Source organism: Pseudarthrobacter linnaei (assembly GCF_055412825.1).
In genome coordinates this window covers 50,271-63,054 of the sequence record NZ_JBVAYX010000005.1, presented here as the reverse complement: position 1 = coordinate 63,054, position 12,784 = coordinate 50,271, and the positions used below count along the sequence as shown (strand labels likewise).

Below are 12,784 nucleotides of genomic sequence, written 5' to 3'. Positions count from 1 at the left end.
TGTGGTGTTCGTTCGGTTTGATGGTTCGTTAGGCAGCTGAGGTACCGACGGCGGCGCGGACGGCATCTTCGACCATCTGCTCTTCACCGTCCTTGAGAAGGTCGGGGCTGATCCAGAATCCGTGCGGAGTGCCGTTGCGCAGATCCGGATGCACTGCCACCCGAGGTGTCGCTTCCGCAAGCGCGGAAAGCGTCCGGCTGGCGTGGGTGGTGTCCGACATTCCCACGTAGAGCCGGGGCACTGGCTGGCCGGCCTCATTTAGCATCTCGGTTCGCAGTGAAACTCCATCAAGATCGAGCAAGGCGTCGGACCAGGCACCTACCGTTGCTAGCCATTGCGCGTGAAGGGAGGCATGATCCAGGTCGATGAAGCGTTCCACTGCGGCGACAAGACCCGCGATTTCCTCCTTGCCCACCTTCATGGCGCGGGCCCATCGCTGGTAGGGTGCTCCATTCTGGCGTGCGGACTCGATAATATCGGCGCGGCCGACCATGAATCCGCTGGCTTGGGGACCCCGCAGCGCCTTTCCGCCGGAGAACACGGCTACGTCAGCACCCGCCTCGCGGGTAAAGTGCCACAGGTTTTCCACGGGCGGCAGCTGTGCGGCGGCATCGACTAGGACTGGCACCCCACGGGACTTCGCGATGCGGACCACTTCAGCGAGAGGAAGGGCGACTTGGGGCAGATGCGAACCTGCCACGTAGAGGATGGCGGCCGTATTGTCGTTGATGGCGGCCTCCAGTTCCCAGTCAAAAGTCTGTTGGATGTTCCCGATCTGGCGGATGGTTACACCCGCCATTGCAATGGCGGCATCATATGGAATGCGGTGCGCTGCGTGCATGATTACTTCGCTCGGCGCTAGGTCCCGCCCTGGGAACGAGGTCAAAACCTGGGGATCCCCCTTGGTCCGGATCCCCAGCAGCGCCAGGATCAGCGCGGCGGCGCAACCGGACGTGACATATGCTGCCTCGTTCCGAGTGATCTGTGCCAGCCGTTTCCCGGCGGCCAGGTGCAGTTCGTGCATGTCCACAAACGAACCTGCTGCGTCGCTCATTGCATCCAGCACCTCTTTGGGCATCAGCGAACCGCCGAGTGCGGTGAAGGTTGTGGCTGCGTTGATGACGGGTTTCAGGCCCAGATCGGAATAGAAGGTCATAGTGTCTTTCAGATCCTAGTTAGCCGAGTTGCCGGGAAATTGCCCGGGCGGTGCTGCGGATGTCCTCCAGATAGACCTTAAGGTCCTCAATGGTTGCCACAGCCTTGATGGCGGTGAGGGAAATAGCACCGACGATCGTGGCGCTGGTGTTTGAGACGGGAACTGCGATGCAGTTAACGAAATCCTCGAATTCTCCGTCATCGACCCCCCACCCCTGGGCCTCGATTACAGCCAGTTGCTCGTCCAGAGCTTCCCTCGAAACGACGGTGTGCTCGGTGAAGGGTGTCCATTCGGCACCGGCGAGCACTGCGTCACGACGGGCTTCTGAGATCTGGCTGAGAATCGCTTTACCCACGCCGGTGCAGTGGGGAAGAACGGTCTTGCCTATGCGTGAGTACATCCGCACGCTGTCCTGACCTTCCACCTTGTCCACGTACATCACCGTCGATTCCACGAGCTGGGCAAGATGGATGGTGTTGCCAGTGCGGGCGTGCAGTTTCCGGATTTCGTCGTGGGCAACGGAAGGCAGGTCCAAACTGTCCAGAGCCTGCTGGGCAATGGAGATCATTTTGGGTCCAATGCTGTAATGGCCGTTTCCGCGGCGAAGCACGAATCCCGCTTCTTCAAGCGTCTGCAATTGGCGCAGAACCGTAGACCGGTGCACGTCAAAGCGCTTGGCTACCGCGCTGAGGCTCTGCGACCCTTCACCGAGAAACTCCAGTATTTCGGTGGCCCGTTGCACAGCTTGAGACATTCTTCACCCCTATATACTGATCCGGTTCGTCCAATTTTGCACACATATGTGCATACTATGCAACATCATTCCGAAGTGAGGCAACTATGGCGAGTTGGGTTTTGCGCGGCGGTTCCGTAATTGACGGTCTAGGGGGCCCGCGCTATGAAGCCGACATTCTCATCAGTGAAGGCCGCATCGCAGGCATACTTGCTCCGGGGCAGGGGGCGGCCGGAGATGACATTGACGTCTCGGGACTCGTGGTCTCTCCCGGGTTCATTGACATGCATGCACACTCGGATCTGGCAGTCCTAGCGGATCCCGCACATGTATCCAAGGCTGCCCAAGGTGTCACGCTGGAGGTGGTTGGCCAGGACGGGCTCGGATACGCCCCGGTGACTGATGCCGTCATGGCTGTGACCAGAGAGCAGATCGCGGGGTGGAATGGCACTCCGGATCTCGACTACGCCTGGCGCAGCGTAGCCGACTATCTGGATCAGGTAGACAAAGGCGCGGCTGTCAACGTAGCCGTGCTCGTCCCGCACGGAACGGCCAGAATGGCAGTAATGGGGACCGAATCACGGGCCGCGACGCCCGGAGAGCTGGAGCGAATCCGCGAGATTGTGGCCCAGGGTTTACGGGACGGGGCCATGGGTATGTCGACCGGGCTGACATACACGCCCGGAATGTACGCTTCCGACGAGGAGATTATTCACGCGTTGTCCGCTGTCAGCGAGCTCGGCGGCTACTACTGTCCGCACCACCGGAACTACGGCGTCGACGTCGTGAATGGCTATCGTGCCTGCCTTGAAATAGTCAGGGCCGCCGAGGTGCCGCTTCACCTGGCCCACTGCCACGTCAATTTTCCGCAGAACAAAGGTCGCGCGGGCGAGGTTCTCGCAGCCTTCGACGAGGCGATTGCGGCCGGCGTCGACATCACCTTGGATTCCTACCCTTATCTGGCCGGCGCCACGTACCTTGCCGCACTACTGCCAAGCTGGGTTCATGAAGGCGGGAATGACGCAATGAGCGCCCGTGTGAGCGACCCCGGAACGCGTGCGCATATTCTCCAGGAAATCGAGGTGCAGGGTTCTGACGGCCACCATGGAGTCCCCATGGACTGGTCCACGATTGTTATCGCGTCAACTCAGCAGCCCAGGAACGACTGGGCGGTAGGAAAATCTGTGTTGGACCTGGCCGGGGAACGGCAGTCGCCCGCCGGGGAAGTTTTCCTTGACCTCCTCCTCGACGATAACTTCGGTACCGGGTGCCTTGTGCAGGTCGGCAATGAAGAGAATGTCCAAGCTGTTATGCGGCACGCCGCCCACACTATCGGCAGTGACGGCATCCTGGTCGGAGAACGTCCCCACCCTCGCGGGTGGGGTACTTTTCCGAGGTTCCTGGGGCATTACGTTCGCGACCTGGGCGTGATGACCCTGGAGGAGGCGGTGCTTCACGCCACGTCACGTCCTGCCAGGCGACTGGGCCTGACCGACCGCGGAGTGGTGGCGGAAGGCAACTGGGCCGATCTCGTGGTGTTCGATCCCGGCACTGTGGGATCACGCGCCACGTACGACAACCCCAAAGTCTGGCCAGATGGCATCCCGTACGTATTCGTTAACGGGGAGCCCACCATCGCGGGGGGAAAAAGGACGGAAATCCGGCCCGGGCGGGCCGTGCGCAGGTCGCCAGGACCGACTTCTTTGTAAAAACTGTTTACAAGCCGGGATTGCACCTGACAGGATGGCAGCTACCGCAACACGCGTTGCAACATATGCACACATCAGGAGTGTTAGTGAAGACTAGAACAGCGATGAAGAGCGCAATCATGGCGGTTGCGGTGGGGCTGGCGCTGAGCGCCTGCAGCGGCGGCGCCGACGGGGGAGCCGCCAAGGCCTCGGGCCCCCCGGCAGCGGAAGGCGGCACACTGACCTTTGCCAACTGGCAGTGGCTAGAGCCAGGTCGCGGGGCCAACATTCTGGACGCGGTAAAACAGTACGAAAGTGCCAACCCCAAGGCCAAAGTCGAGAAGCAGGAGATCACCCGGGCCGATTACGAGAAGACGATCAGCACCCAGATCGGATCCGGGGCGGGTCCGGACATTCTTATCATTCCGGACCCGTTCTTCCCCGAACTGGCATCCAGCGGGGCACTCGAACCACTGGACGGGGTGCTTGATCCGGCCAGCGAAAGCGCACTGCGCAAGACGAATGAGAACTACAAATTCGATGGGAAGCAGCTGGGCCTCATCTGGGAGGCTGTGCCGTACGCCCTGTTCTATAACAACGACATCATGTCGGCGGCCGGCGTCAAGCCCCCAACCACGCCGGACGAGCTGGCCACTGCCGCCCGAACGATCAAGGACAAAACCGGCAAAACGGGATTCGCCGTCCGACACCAGCTCAACGAGGAATCACCGTGGTTCACTGACTACAGCAACTGGGCCTACGGGTTCGGCGGCAAATGGTCCGATGGAAAAAAACTGACTCTCAACAGTGAAGAGAACATTGCGGCTGCGGACGCCTTCCTCAAGGCGTACAAGTCCGGTGGGTTCGGCGTAGGCGATGACGCCTCGACATACCGCAGCAAATTCGCGGCCGGACAGGTCGGCATGGTCATCGACAATTCATCTGCCCTGCTGACCATGGTTTCAAGCAAAGACGGCGTGAAGTCATCCCAGGTCTCCGCCTCGGTCCTACCGTTCCCTGGCGGAGGATCCGCTTATGCAGGATTCTCCATTGGCATCAACGCCAACTCTAAGAACAAGGAGCTGGCCAAGGACTTCATCAAATGGATGATGACCACTGACACGCAGTCAAAGTTTGCGGACGCGCTGTTCCCCTCCGGTATCGCCACCGGAGTATCTGCTCCGCAGGCCAAGATCGATGCCAATCCTTGGATCGACGCCTTCTACAAGCAGCTGGACAACTCTTCATCCGTCGTCATTCCGGGATTTGAAACCAAGACACCGCAGGTCCGGACCATAGTCCTCACGCAAGTGGCAAGAATGCTGACTACCGGAATTTCCGCTAAGGACGCTATGGACGCCGCCCAGCAACAGGCCGCAAGCCTCACCCCCTAGAAGCCGGAGGCTGCCCTGGACGGAGAACCGTCCGGGGCAGCCTGTTCCTGAATCGAGAGAACGTATCGATGACTGTCACCACACCCGTCAGGACGCAAGCTCCGTTCCGCCCTCCGTCCCGACGCCGGCGCTTTAGCTGGACCCCCTATCTGTTCATTGGACTGGCTGTCCTGTATCTGCTGGTGTTCGCTGTGCTGCCGCTGCTGAAGGGTCTTGACCTTAGCTTCACGAACACTCGCCTGCTGAATCCGACCGCCGGTAAGTACATCGGCTTCGAAAATTACAACCAACTTTTGAGCAGCGGAGCCTTCTTCAAGTCGGTGGCGACCACACTCATATACACCGTTTTCACCGTCGTTGGATCCCTGACACTGGGAACTGTGTCGGCCTTTGTCATCAACCGCTTCTTCCCCGGTCGCACACTGGCCAGAGCTGTCATGGTCATGCCGTGGGCAGTGCCCACAGTTGCCGTCGTGCTCGTCTTCCGCTGGATCTACAACGATTCCACCGGTGTAGCCAACGCAGCCACCGCAGCACTCGGCCTGGGGCAAAGGGGCTGGCTGACCGATCCGAACTACGGCATGCTGTCCGTCGTGATTGCGACCGTCTGGAAGGTCACCCCCTTCGTCATGCTGGTGGTATTGGCAGCCCTGCAGTCAGTCCCAGAGGATCTATACGAAGCCACAAGAATTGATGGAGCCGATAGCTACAGCACATTCAAATTCGTGGTGCTGCCGTTCCTGCTGCCGACTCTGCGCGTGGTCGCTTTGCTGATGACGATCTGGTCCTTCAGACGGTTCGAAATCATCTGGCTGCTTACCGGCGGCGGCCCTGTGGACGCCACCACGACGATCGTCATCGACGTCTACCGGCATGCATTCAGCAACAGTGAACTCGGCATGGCGGCCGCGGCAGGCGTCCTCGGGCTGCTGCTATCGCTGATCGTGACTGCAGTCTATTTTGTCGCCGAACAACGTGCCAACAAGCAGAACGGAGTCCACGCATGATTGTGCGCCGACGTCTGAGCACCGGAGTAAGAGCCCTGCTCGCGCTGCTTCTCACCTGTCTTGCGGGCTTCCCGCTTTACTGGATCATCAACACAGCGATGACCCCCACAAATGATCTCTACCAAGGTCAGCAGAAGCCCTTGCCCGACATCTCCCGGGCCTTGGATCTGTTCTCCGTGCTAACTACCGACACGCCGTTCCTGGGCTGGATGGCCAACTCCGCCTTCGTCGCTTTCGGCACCACCATGTTGAGTCTGCTGATGGCAACTATGGGCGCTTACGCCCTGTCCCGTTACAGGTTCGTGGGCAAGGGACCCATGGGTTTCCTTTTCTTTGCCACCCAAATGCTTCCTGAAGCGTTGCTCGTAGTGCCGTTATACTCACTGTTTGCCGCTCTCGGGCTACTGAACCAGCTCTCGGGGCTGGTATTGGTCAATACAGCCTTTGCAATGCCGGTGGCACTCTTCATCCTCAAATCAGCAATTGATAACGTCCCCTACGAACTCGAGGAATCTGCCCGAGTGGACGGCTGCAGTCCCTTGAGCATTCTGCAGTTTATGGTGGTGCCGCTTGTGGCGCCGTCCATGGCGGCCGCAGCGGTCATTACCTTCTTTGACGGTTGGAATGAATACCTCTTCGCCACCACATTCATTCAGGACCGCTCATCCTGGGTCGCGTCGACTGGTCTCGCCTCTTTCATCGGCGAGTTTTCAACTCCCCTCGACACGGTATTCAGTGCAGCTCTGGTCTTCACGATCCCTGCAGTAATTTTCTTCCTCCTAATGCAACGCAAGATCGTCTCCGGACTTACCGCCGGATCAGTAAAGGGATAGATCCATGCCAACGATTGAATTTGATCAAGTCAGCAAAAACTTCGCCGGCAACACCGTCATCAAGGGATTCGATGCAACGGTTCCGGACAAAGAGTTCCTGGTCCTCCTGGGGCCCTCGGGCTGCGGTAAATCGACCATGCTTCGGATGATCGCAGGGCTGACGGACATCTCCTCCGGCGAGCTGCGTTTCGACGGGGTTGTCGTGAACGATTTGGAGCCAAAGAAGCGGAACATCGCCTTCGTCTTCCAGTCCTATGCCCTGTACCCGCACATGAGCGTCCGCGCCAACGTTGCCTTCCCGCTGGTGATGGACAATTTCAAATGGTGGCACCATGTCCCGCTCGTGGGCGGTCTGGCACGCCGTTCGCTAATGAGGCGCGCCGACATCGCAAGGAAAGTCGATGAGGTCGCCGAGATGCTGGAGCTGACGGACTACCTGGACCGGCGCCCCAAGGCCCTCTCCGGCGGACAGCGCCAGCGTGTCGCCGTAGCCCGCTCCCTGATCCGCGAACCCGCGCTGTACCTCTTGGACGAGCCCCTGAGTAATCTCGACGCCAAATTGCGGACGCAGATGAGGGCGGAAATATCCGCGCTGCATGACAGGGTCCAAAAGACCTTTGTGTACGTCACTCATGACCAGGTCGAAGCAATGACCATGGGGACCCGGATCATCGTGCTGAACGACGGCGTCGTTCAGCAATACGGGACGCCCAAAGAAATCTACAACAAGCCGGCCAATACCTTTGTCGCGAAGTTCATCGGTTCACCGCCAATGAACCTCGTTCCAGTAACTTTCACGGACGGCAACGCGGACATGTTCGGTAACGCCTTGCCGTTTGCATCCCCCGAAATTTCTGACGCCGGGGCAGTGCAACTCGGGATTCGTGCCGAAAAGGTCCGCATTCACACGTCCCGCAGGATCGACGGCCTGCCAGACTACCCCGCACGCGTCCTGACTGTGGAACATCTCGGCGCGGAAACGGTAGTGGGCTTCAAATTCGGTGCTGAACCGCACGCAGCCGAGGTCGGAGCAAAAGCGTCAAAGGACCTGTTCTACGCAAAGCTCGTCGGCGATGTAGTACTTGCCCACGGTGAGCGGGTCAGCATCTCGTTCGATCCGGAGGACGTTCTTTGGTACTCCGCGGACAGTGGAATACTCCTCGAACGCGCGCAGATGGCATCGAGTTAGTCGACGAGGACGGGCGTGGGAAATTTCGCATGATCAGAGAAAGAACGGCGGCGACCAAAGTGCCGGCGCTGCTGTGCATTGGGGAAACGATGGTTTTACTCACCCCCGACGAAGGCTCCCTGGAGCAGAACAGGCACGTTGGCATTCATGTCGGAGGAGCCGAAAGCAACTTAGCCGCCGGGCTGGCCCACCTGGGGCACGACGTCGAATGGTTCAGCAAAGTCGGGAACGACCCTTTCGGGAGGATAATCTGCGAGTTCCTGCGGGCGCGCGGTGTTTCTCTCGAGAACGTCGCGGTAGACCGGACACGCCCCACGGGCATCTACTTCAAAGATCGGGACGACAACGACAGCCACGTCTACTATTACCGGTCCGGATCTGCTGCGTCCGCCCTAGGCCCCGCGGACCTACCCCACCTGCGCCTGGAAAGCCGTACGCTCTGCCACGTTTCCGGTATAACGGCGGCCCTTTCGGCCAGCGCGAATGCCCTTATGCAGAGGTTGGTCATCGACCGTAATCCGGGGGACGGGCTGGTCAGTTTTGACGTCAATTACCGGCCCGCCCTCTGGTCGCAAGCCGACGCTGCCCCCCGACTGCTGGAGCTGGCCCGCGGTGCCGACATAGTCGTTGTGGGACGAGATGAAGCCCAGACTCTATGGGGCACGCCACGGGCCGAAGACGTTCGCGAAATTCTTCCCGACGCTGCTCACCTCGTAGTTAAGGATGCAGCTATCGGTGCGACGCATTTCGCTGAAGGTCTCGCAACATTCCAGCCTGCGCTGAAAACCGACGTGGTCGAACCTGTCGGGGCAGGCGACGCTTTCGCCGCCGGGTTCCTTTCAGGGCTCGTGCGCAAATTTGATATTCCGCGATCGCTTCGTCTCGGGCATCTCATGGCTGGGCTTACCCTGCAGCACGTAAGTGATTTGCCCTCGATGCCTGCTGCCGAGGACATCCTTGCAGTCAGCGCCGTGGAAGGTGAAGGTTGGGCGAACATCCGGCTGGGTCCTTCCCATCTCAACAACCTGCATCTGCTCCTACTCAAAGGAATTTCCCATGACGACTGAAGTCACCGACATCATCCATCGGCAGCCGGTAATGGCTATCCTCCGGAACATGGATCCCCATCGATCGGTCGCTCTAGCCACAAGGGCCTGGGATTTGGGAATCGATCTGGTGGAAGTGCCGATTCAATCCCCAGACGCGATCCCCTCTCTTGCCGCCGTCGTCAAAGCCGGCGCGGAGCGGGTCAAGATGGTCGGAGCGGGGACCATTATTTCGTCTGAGCAGGTCCTTAAATGTGTGCAGTTCGACGTTGCCTTTACCGTGGCACCCGGACTCGACGAGGAGATCGTCAAACTATGCAGGGAAGCAGGGCTGCCCCACCTGCCCGGTGTAGCCACGGCTAGTGAAATCCAGGCAGCTGTGCGACTGGGCTGCTCCGTAGTGAAGGCATTTCCGGCATCCGTCCTCGGACCCGCATGGTTCAAGGCGATGCTGGGCCCCTTTCCCGGTGTCTCGTTCGTGGCCACGGGCGGCGTCGACGCGTCGAACGCCACGGCCTTCCTTGACGCTGGAGCGGCAACCGTTGCTGTCGGCTCAGCCTTGGCCGACGAGCGGCAGTTAGACATGGTCGCTGAAATTATCGCTTCAAGGCGCTAACCCGGCGCTGAGTCTGTGGCAGGCCTGCACCAGGGTCCTCAGAGATTGAGTGAACCGTATCGACGTTGTCGGAGAGCTGCTCGATGTCCTCCGTGGTGATGTTGATAGCCAGCTCAACGGCGCCATTGTCGCCTCCGGCGGCTGGTCGACTCATTAAGGCAACGGCGCCCGAGGCTAGCGAAACGTGGACGCAATTTGCGCCTACACCAGCGGCCACGGGTACCGCATGCCGGTGCGGTCGACCGGCAGCACCGCTGCGTTCAGCAGGCGCTGCACACGCTGCTGCAGCGCAGCGACCTCGTCGTCGTCGAGCATCTCGGCCACCTCGGGTGGCACGGCCTCTGCGAGTGGAGCGATGTCCTCGAGCAGAGCATCGGGGATGGGGTTGCCGGCGAAGTCCCAGATCACGGTGCGCAGCTTAAACGCTGCCGAGAAGCACAGCCCGTGGTCGATGCCCCACACCCGTCCGTCAGCACCGCGCAGCACGTGCCCGCTTTTTCTGTCGGTGTTGTTGGCGACGTAATCGAACAGGGCCATGCGGGCCAGCTCGCCGTGGGTCTCGGGGGCGTCCTCGTACAGAGTGAAGTAATGCTCACGGAAGTCGCACTCGATGAACCACTGCAGCGAACCGATCCCCAGGGGCGCGTCCTCGCGGATGACTGTCGGCGGCACGAGTCCCCACTCCAGGGACTCGCTGAGCAGGTAAGCGGCGCGTTCCCGCCGGTGGAGCCCGGGCTCGAAATCGGACAGCGGCCGTTCCCCGGCCTCCGGCTTGTAAACCGCGTCCGCGGAATCGTCCCCGCAGGAGACCCGGACCAGGAACGTCTCGTTGCTGCTGCGCAGGATGCGGCCAAGCAACTCGACGCGGCCCTCGGCGAGCAGCGTCAGTTCCCGCTCGGACACCGTCTATTCCGTTTCACGGGCTGTTCTAACTTGCGCGGTACAAAATTCACGGTGCCCTCAGCCCGCTCAGCGGTTCCGACGTCGAATTCACCATGAGCACGGCGGGGTCCTGGCCCTCCACAAACGAGATGGCCGACACCGAACCCGGGCTGATCACGATCCGCTGGAACAGGTCCAAAGGCGTGCCCAGGGCGTGGGCGACGGCGGCCTTGATGGGATCGGCGTGGGAGAAGCACACAACGACGCCCCCGGCGTGGGCTGTGCGCAGTGCCTCCAGCGATCCGACGATCCGCTCCTGCATCTGCGGAAACCTCTCGCCGTTAGGGAAGCGGAACGCGGACGGGCTGTGCTGCACGGTCTGCCACTCCGGCAGGGCCGCCAGCTCGGCAATCACGGCGCCGGTCCAGTCGCCGAAGTCGCATTCAAGCAGGCCGTCGTCGTGTTTCACCTCCAGCCCCGTCTGGGCCGCCGTGGGCTCCGCCGTCTCGCAGGCGCGCTCCAGCGGCGAAGAATAGAGGGCATCCACCGGCAGGCCAGAGAGTCGCTCAGAAACCCGCTCGGCCTGGACCCGGCCCCGCTCGGACAGATGCAGTCCAGGCGCCCGCCCCGGCAGCACCGTGCCCGTCGTCGGCGTCTCCCCGTGGCGCACCAGAAGAAGGAGCGTGCCTTGCTCTCTGGACGGGGGCCCCAATGGTGCCGGCGACGCCGGCGGGATTGCTGCAGTCATCAGCATCCAGCGTATTCCGCACGGCGGGCCAATGCGCAGGAATCTGAAGAAATTCCTCGATTCCCCGCCGGGTAGAGGTCTACGGTGAAGGGGTGAGTGATCGCCCCGATGTCTTCACTGTTGGTGAACTGCGTGCCTCCGGCCACGTGCACAAGGACCTGCGCCGCGAAATCCGCGACAACCTGCTCTCCGCGCTCGCCGCCGGCCGCGACCCGTGGCCCGGGATGTTCGGGTTCAGCCGGACCGTGCTGCCCCAGCTGGAGCGGGCCCTGCTCGCCGGGCACGACGTCGTGCTGCTCGGCGAACGCGGTCAGGGCAAGACACGGCTCCTGCGTACCCTGGCCGGGCTGCTGGACGAGTGGTCGCCGGTGATCGAGGACTCGGAACTGAACGAACACCCGTATGAGCCGATCACGGAGCACTCCCGCGCCCGGGTCCTCACCGAGGGGGACCGGCTGCGGGTGGCGTGGCGGCACCGTTCGGAACGCTACGTCGAGAAGCTCGCGACGCCGGACACTTCCGTCGCCGACCTGATCGGCGACGTCGACCCGATGCGCGTGGCCGAGGGCCGCCGCCTGGGCGACCCGGAAACCATCCACTACGGCCTGGTCCCGCGCTCCAACCGAGGCATCATCGCCATCAACGAACTCCCCGACCTCGCCGAACGGATCCAGGTCTCGATGCTCAACGTGATGGAGGAACGCGACATCCAGATCCGCGGCTACGTGCTGCGGCTGCCGCTGGACGTCCTCGTCGTCGCGTCCGCCAACCCCGAGGACTACACGAACCGCGGCCGGATCATCACACCCCTGCGGGACCGCTTCGGCGCCGAGATCCGCACCCACTACCCGATCGAGCTCGACGACGAAGTCGCCGTCATCCGGCAGGAGGGGCACCTGGTGGCCGGCGTCCCGCCCGTCATCCTGGAGATCCTGGCCCGCTACACCCGCGCGCTGCGGCAGTCCCCGGCGATCAACCAGACCTCCGGAGTGTCCGCGCGGTTCGCCATCGCCGGTGCCGAAACCGTCGCCGCCGCGGCCCTGCGCCGGGCCAGTGTGCGCGGAGAGAACGAGGCCGTCGCCCGGATCATCGATCTGGACGCCGCCGTGGAAGTTCTCGCCGGGAAGATCGAGTTCGAATCGGGGGAGGAAGGGCGGGAACAGGACATCCTGGACCACCTGCTGCGCATGGCCACCGCGGAAGCCGTCCGGGCGCACTTCCACGGCATCGACATGGGCGCCCTGGTGGCGGCGCTCGACGGGCACACCACGGTGACTACCGGGGAACTGGTCACGGCGCGGGAGTTCCTCGAGAACCTCCCGTCGCTCAACGGATCGCACCTCTACGACGAAATCAGTGAGCGCCTGGGTGCGGAAAACGACGGGCAGCGCGCCGCCGCCGTCGAACTTGCACTGGAGGGTCTCTACCTCGCCCGGCGGATTTCCAAGGACTCCGACGACGAGGCGACCATCTACGGCTAGGCAGTCCTAAG

Annotated in this window: 12 protein-coding genes; 8 read left to right on the top strand and 4 right to left on the bottom strand. The window is 61.7% G+C overall.

The window, feature by feature from the left end:
- Positions 1 to 28 precede the first annotated feature (28 nt).
- Positions 29 to 1,156 carry an aminotransferase class V-fold PLP-dependent enzyme gene (locus ACZYZ3_RS06760; protein ID WP_463963061.1) on the bottom strand — a complete coding sequence of 376 codons (1,128 nt, stop codon included), beginning with the start codon at positions 1,154 to 1,156 and terminating at the stop codon, positions 29 to 31.
- Positions 1,157 to 1,175: 19 nt separating this feature from the next.
- A complete protein-coding gene (locus tag ACZYZ3_RS06755) occupies positions 1,176 to 1,910 on the bottom strand; it encodes an IclR family transcriptional regulator (RefSeq protein WP_463963060.1) in 735 nt (244 codons plus the stop codon).
- An 86-nt stretch (positions 1,911 to 1,996) separates the two neighbouring features.
- Between ACZYZ3_RS06755 and ACZYZ3_RS06750 the strand changes: the two genes are divergently transcribed.
- From ACZYZ3_RS06750 to ACZYZ3_RS06720, 7 genes are all read left to right on the top strand, one after another.
- Positions 1,997 to 3,598 (top strand): N-acyl-D-amino-acid deacylase family protein, encoded by a 1,602-nt coding sequence (locus ACZYZ3_RS06750; RefSeq protein WP_463963059.1) that lies wholly within the window; start codon positions 1,997 to 1,999, stop codon positions 3,596 to 3,598.
- A 20-nt stretch (positions 3,599 to 3,618) separates the two neighbouring features.
- Positions 3,619 to 4,971 carry an ABC transporter substrate-binding protein gene (locus ACZYZ3_RS06745; protein WP_463963058.1) on the top strand — a complete coding sequence of 451 codons (1,353 nt, stop codon included), beginning with the start codon at positions 3,619 to 3,621 and terminating at the stop codon, positions 4,969 to 4,971.
- A 68-nt stretch (positions 4,972 to 5,039) separates the two neighbouring features.
- A complete protein-coding gene (locus ACZYZ3_RS06740; RefSeq protein ID WP_463963057.1) occupies positions 5,040 to 5,978 on the top strand; it encodes a carbohydrate ABC transporter permease in 939 nt (312 codons plus the stop codon).
- Complete coding sequence (locus ACZYZ3_RS06735; protein ID WP_463963056.1) at positions 5,975 to 6,811, top strand: carbohydrate ABC transporter permease; 837 nt, start codon at positions 5,975 to 5,977, stop codon at positions 6,809 to 6,811. The genes ACZYZ3_RS06740 and ACZYZ3_RS06735 overlap by 4 nt, the downstream gene beginning before the upstream one ends.
- A 4-nt stretch (positions 6,812 to 6,815) precedes the next feature.
- Positions 6,816 to 8,000, top strand: coding sequence for an ABC transporter ATP-binding protein (locus ACZYZ3_RS06730; RefSeq protein WP_463963055.1), 1,185 nt, complete (start codon positions 6,816 to 6,818; stop codon positions 7,998 to 8,000).
- 29 nt (positions 8,001 to 8,029) lie between these two features.
- Positions 8,030 to 9,067, top strand: a complete 1,038-nt coding sequence (locus ACZYZ3_RS06725) for a sugar kinase (protein WP_463963054.1) — start codon at positions 8,030 to 8,032, stop codon at positions 9,065 to 9,067.
- Positions 9,057 to 9,662 (top strand): bifunctional 4-hydroxy-2-oxoglutarate aldolase/2-dehydro-3-deoxy-phosphogluconate aldolase, encoded by a 606-nt coding sequence (locus ACZYZ3_RS06720; RefSeq protein WP_463963053.1) that lies wholly within the window; start codon positions 9,057 to 9,059, stop codon positions 9,660 to 9,662. The genes ACZYZ3_RS06725 and ACZYZ3_RS06720 overlap by 11 nt, the downstream gene beginning before the upstream one ends.
- 201 nt (positions 9,663 to 9,863) lie before the next feature.
- Here the strand turns inward: ACZYZ3_RS06720 and ACZYZ3_RS06715 are convergent, their stop codons facing one another.
- Together ACZYZ3_RS06715 and ACZYZ3_RS06710 are read right to left on the bottom strand one after the other, a co-directional pair.
- Entirely contained in the window at positions 9,864 to 10,565 is a 702-nt protein-coding gene (locus tag ACZYZ3_RS06715; protein ID WP_463963052.1) for an SCO1664 family protein, read from the bottom strand.
- A gap of 46 nt (positions 10,566 to 10,611) precedes the next feature.
- Positions 10,612 to 11,292 carry an MSMEG_4193 family putative phosphomutase gene (locus ACZYZ3_RS06710; protein WP_463963051.1) on the bottom strand — a complete coding sequence of 227 codons (681 nt, stop codon included), beginning with the start codon at positions 11,290 to 11,292 and terminating at the stop codon, positions 10,612 to 10,614.
- Positions 11,293 to 11,384: 92 nt separating this feature from the next.
- On the opposite strand from ACZYZ3_RS06710, the gene ACZYZ3_RS06705 reads away from it, so the two are divergent.
- Positions 11,385 to 12,773 carry a sigma 54-interacting transcriptional regulator gene (locus ACZYZ3_RS06705; RefSeq protein WP_463963050.1) on the top strand — a complete coding sequence of 463 codons (1,389 nt, stop codon included), beginning with the start codon at positions 11,385 to 11,387 and terminating at the stop codon, positions 12,771 to 12,773.
- Positions 12,774 to 12,784 lie beyond the last annotated feature (11 nt).

Bases quoted from the DNA above. Each gene is read 5' to 3' on its own strand.
- ACZYZ3_RS06750 (WP_463963059.1), top strand. From the start codon at position 1,997: ATGGCGAGTTGGGTTTTGCGCGGCGGTTCCGTAATTGACGGTCTAGGG.
- ACZYZ3_RS06710 (WP_463963051.1), bottom strand. From the start codon at position 11,292: ATGACTGCAGCAATCCCGCCGGCGTCGCCGGCACCATTGGGGCCCCCG.
- ACZYZ3_RS06755 (WP_463963060.1), bottom strand. From the start codon at position 1,910: ATGTCTCAAGCTGTGCAACGGGCCACCGAAATACTGGAGTTTCTCGGT.
- ACZYZ3_RS06740 (WP_463963057.1), top strand. From the start codon at position 5,040: ATGACTGTCACCACACCCGTCAGGACGCAAGCTCCGTTCCGCCCTCCG.
- ACZYZ3_RS06725 (WP_463963054.1), top strand. From the start codon at position 8,030: ATGATCAGAGAAAGAACGGCGGCGACCAAAGTGCCGGCGCTGCTGTGC.
- ACZYZ3_RS06730 (WP_463963055.1), top strand. From the start codon at position 6,816: ATGCCAACGATTGAATTTGATCAAGTCAGCAAAAACTTCGCCGGCAAC.
- ACZYZ3_RS06760 (WP_463963061.1), bottom strand. From the start codon at position 1,156: ATGACCTTCTATTCCGATCTGGGCCTGAAACCCGTCATCAACGCAGCC.
- ACZYZ3_RS06735 (WP_463963056.1), top strand. From the start codon at position 5,975: ATGATTGTGCGCCGACGTCTGAGCACCGGAGTAAGAGCCCTGCTCGCG.
- ACZYZ3_RS06720 (WP_463963053.1), top strand. From the start codon at position 9,057: ATGACGACTGAAGTCACCGACATCATCCATCGGCAGCCGGTAATGGCT.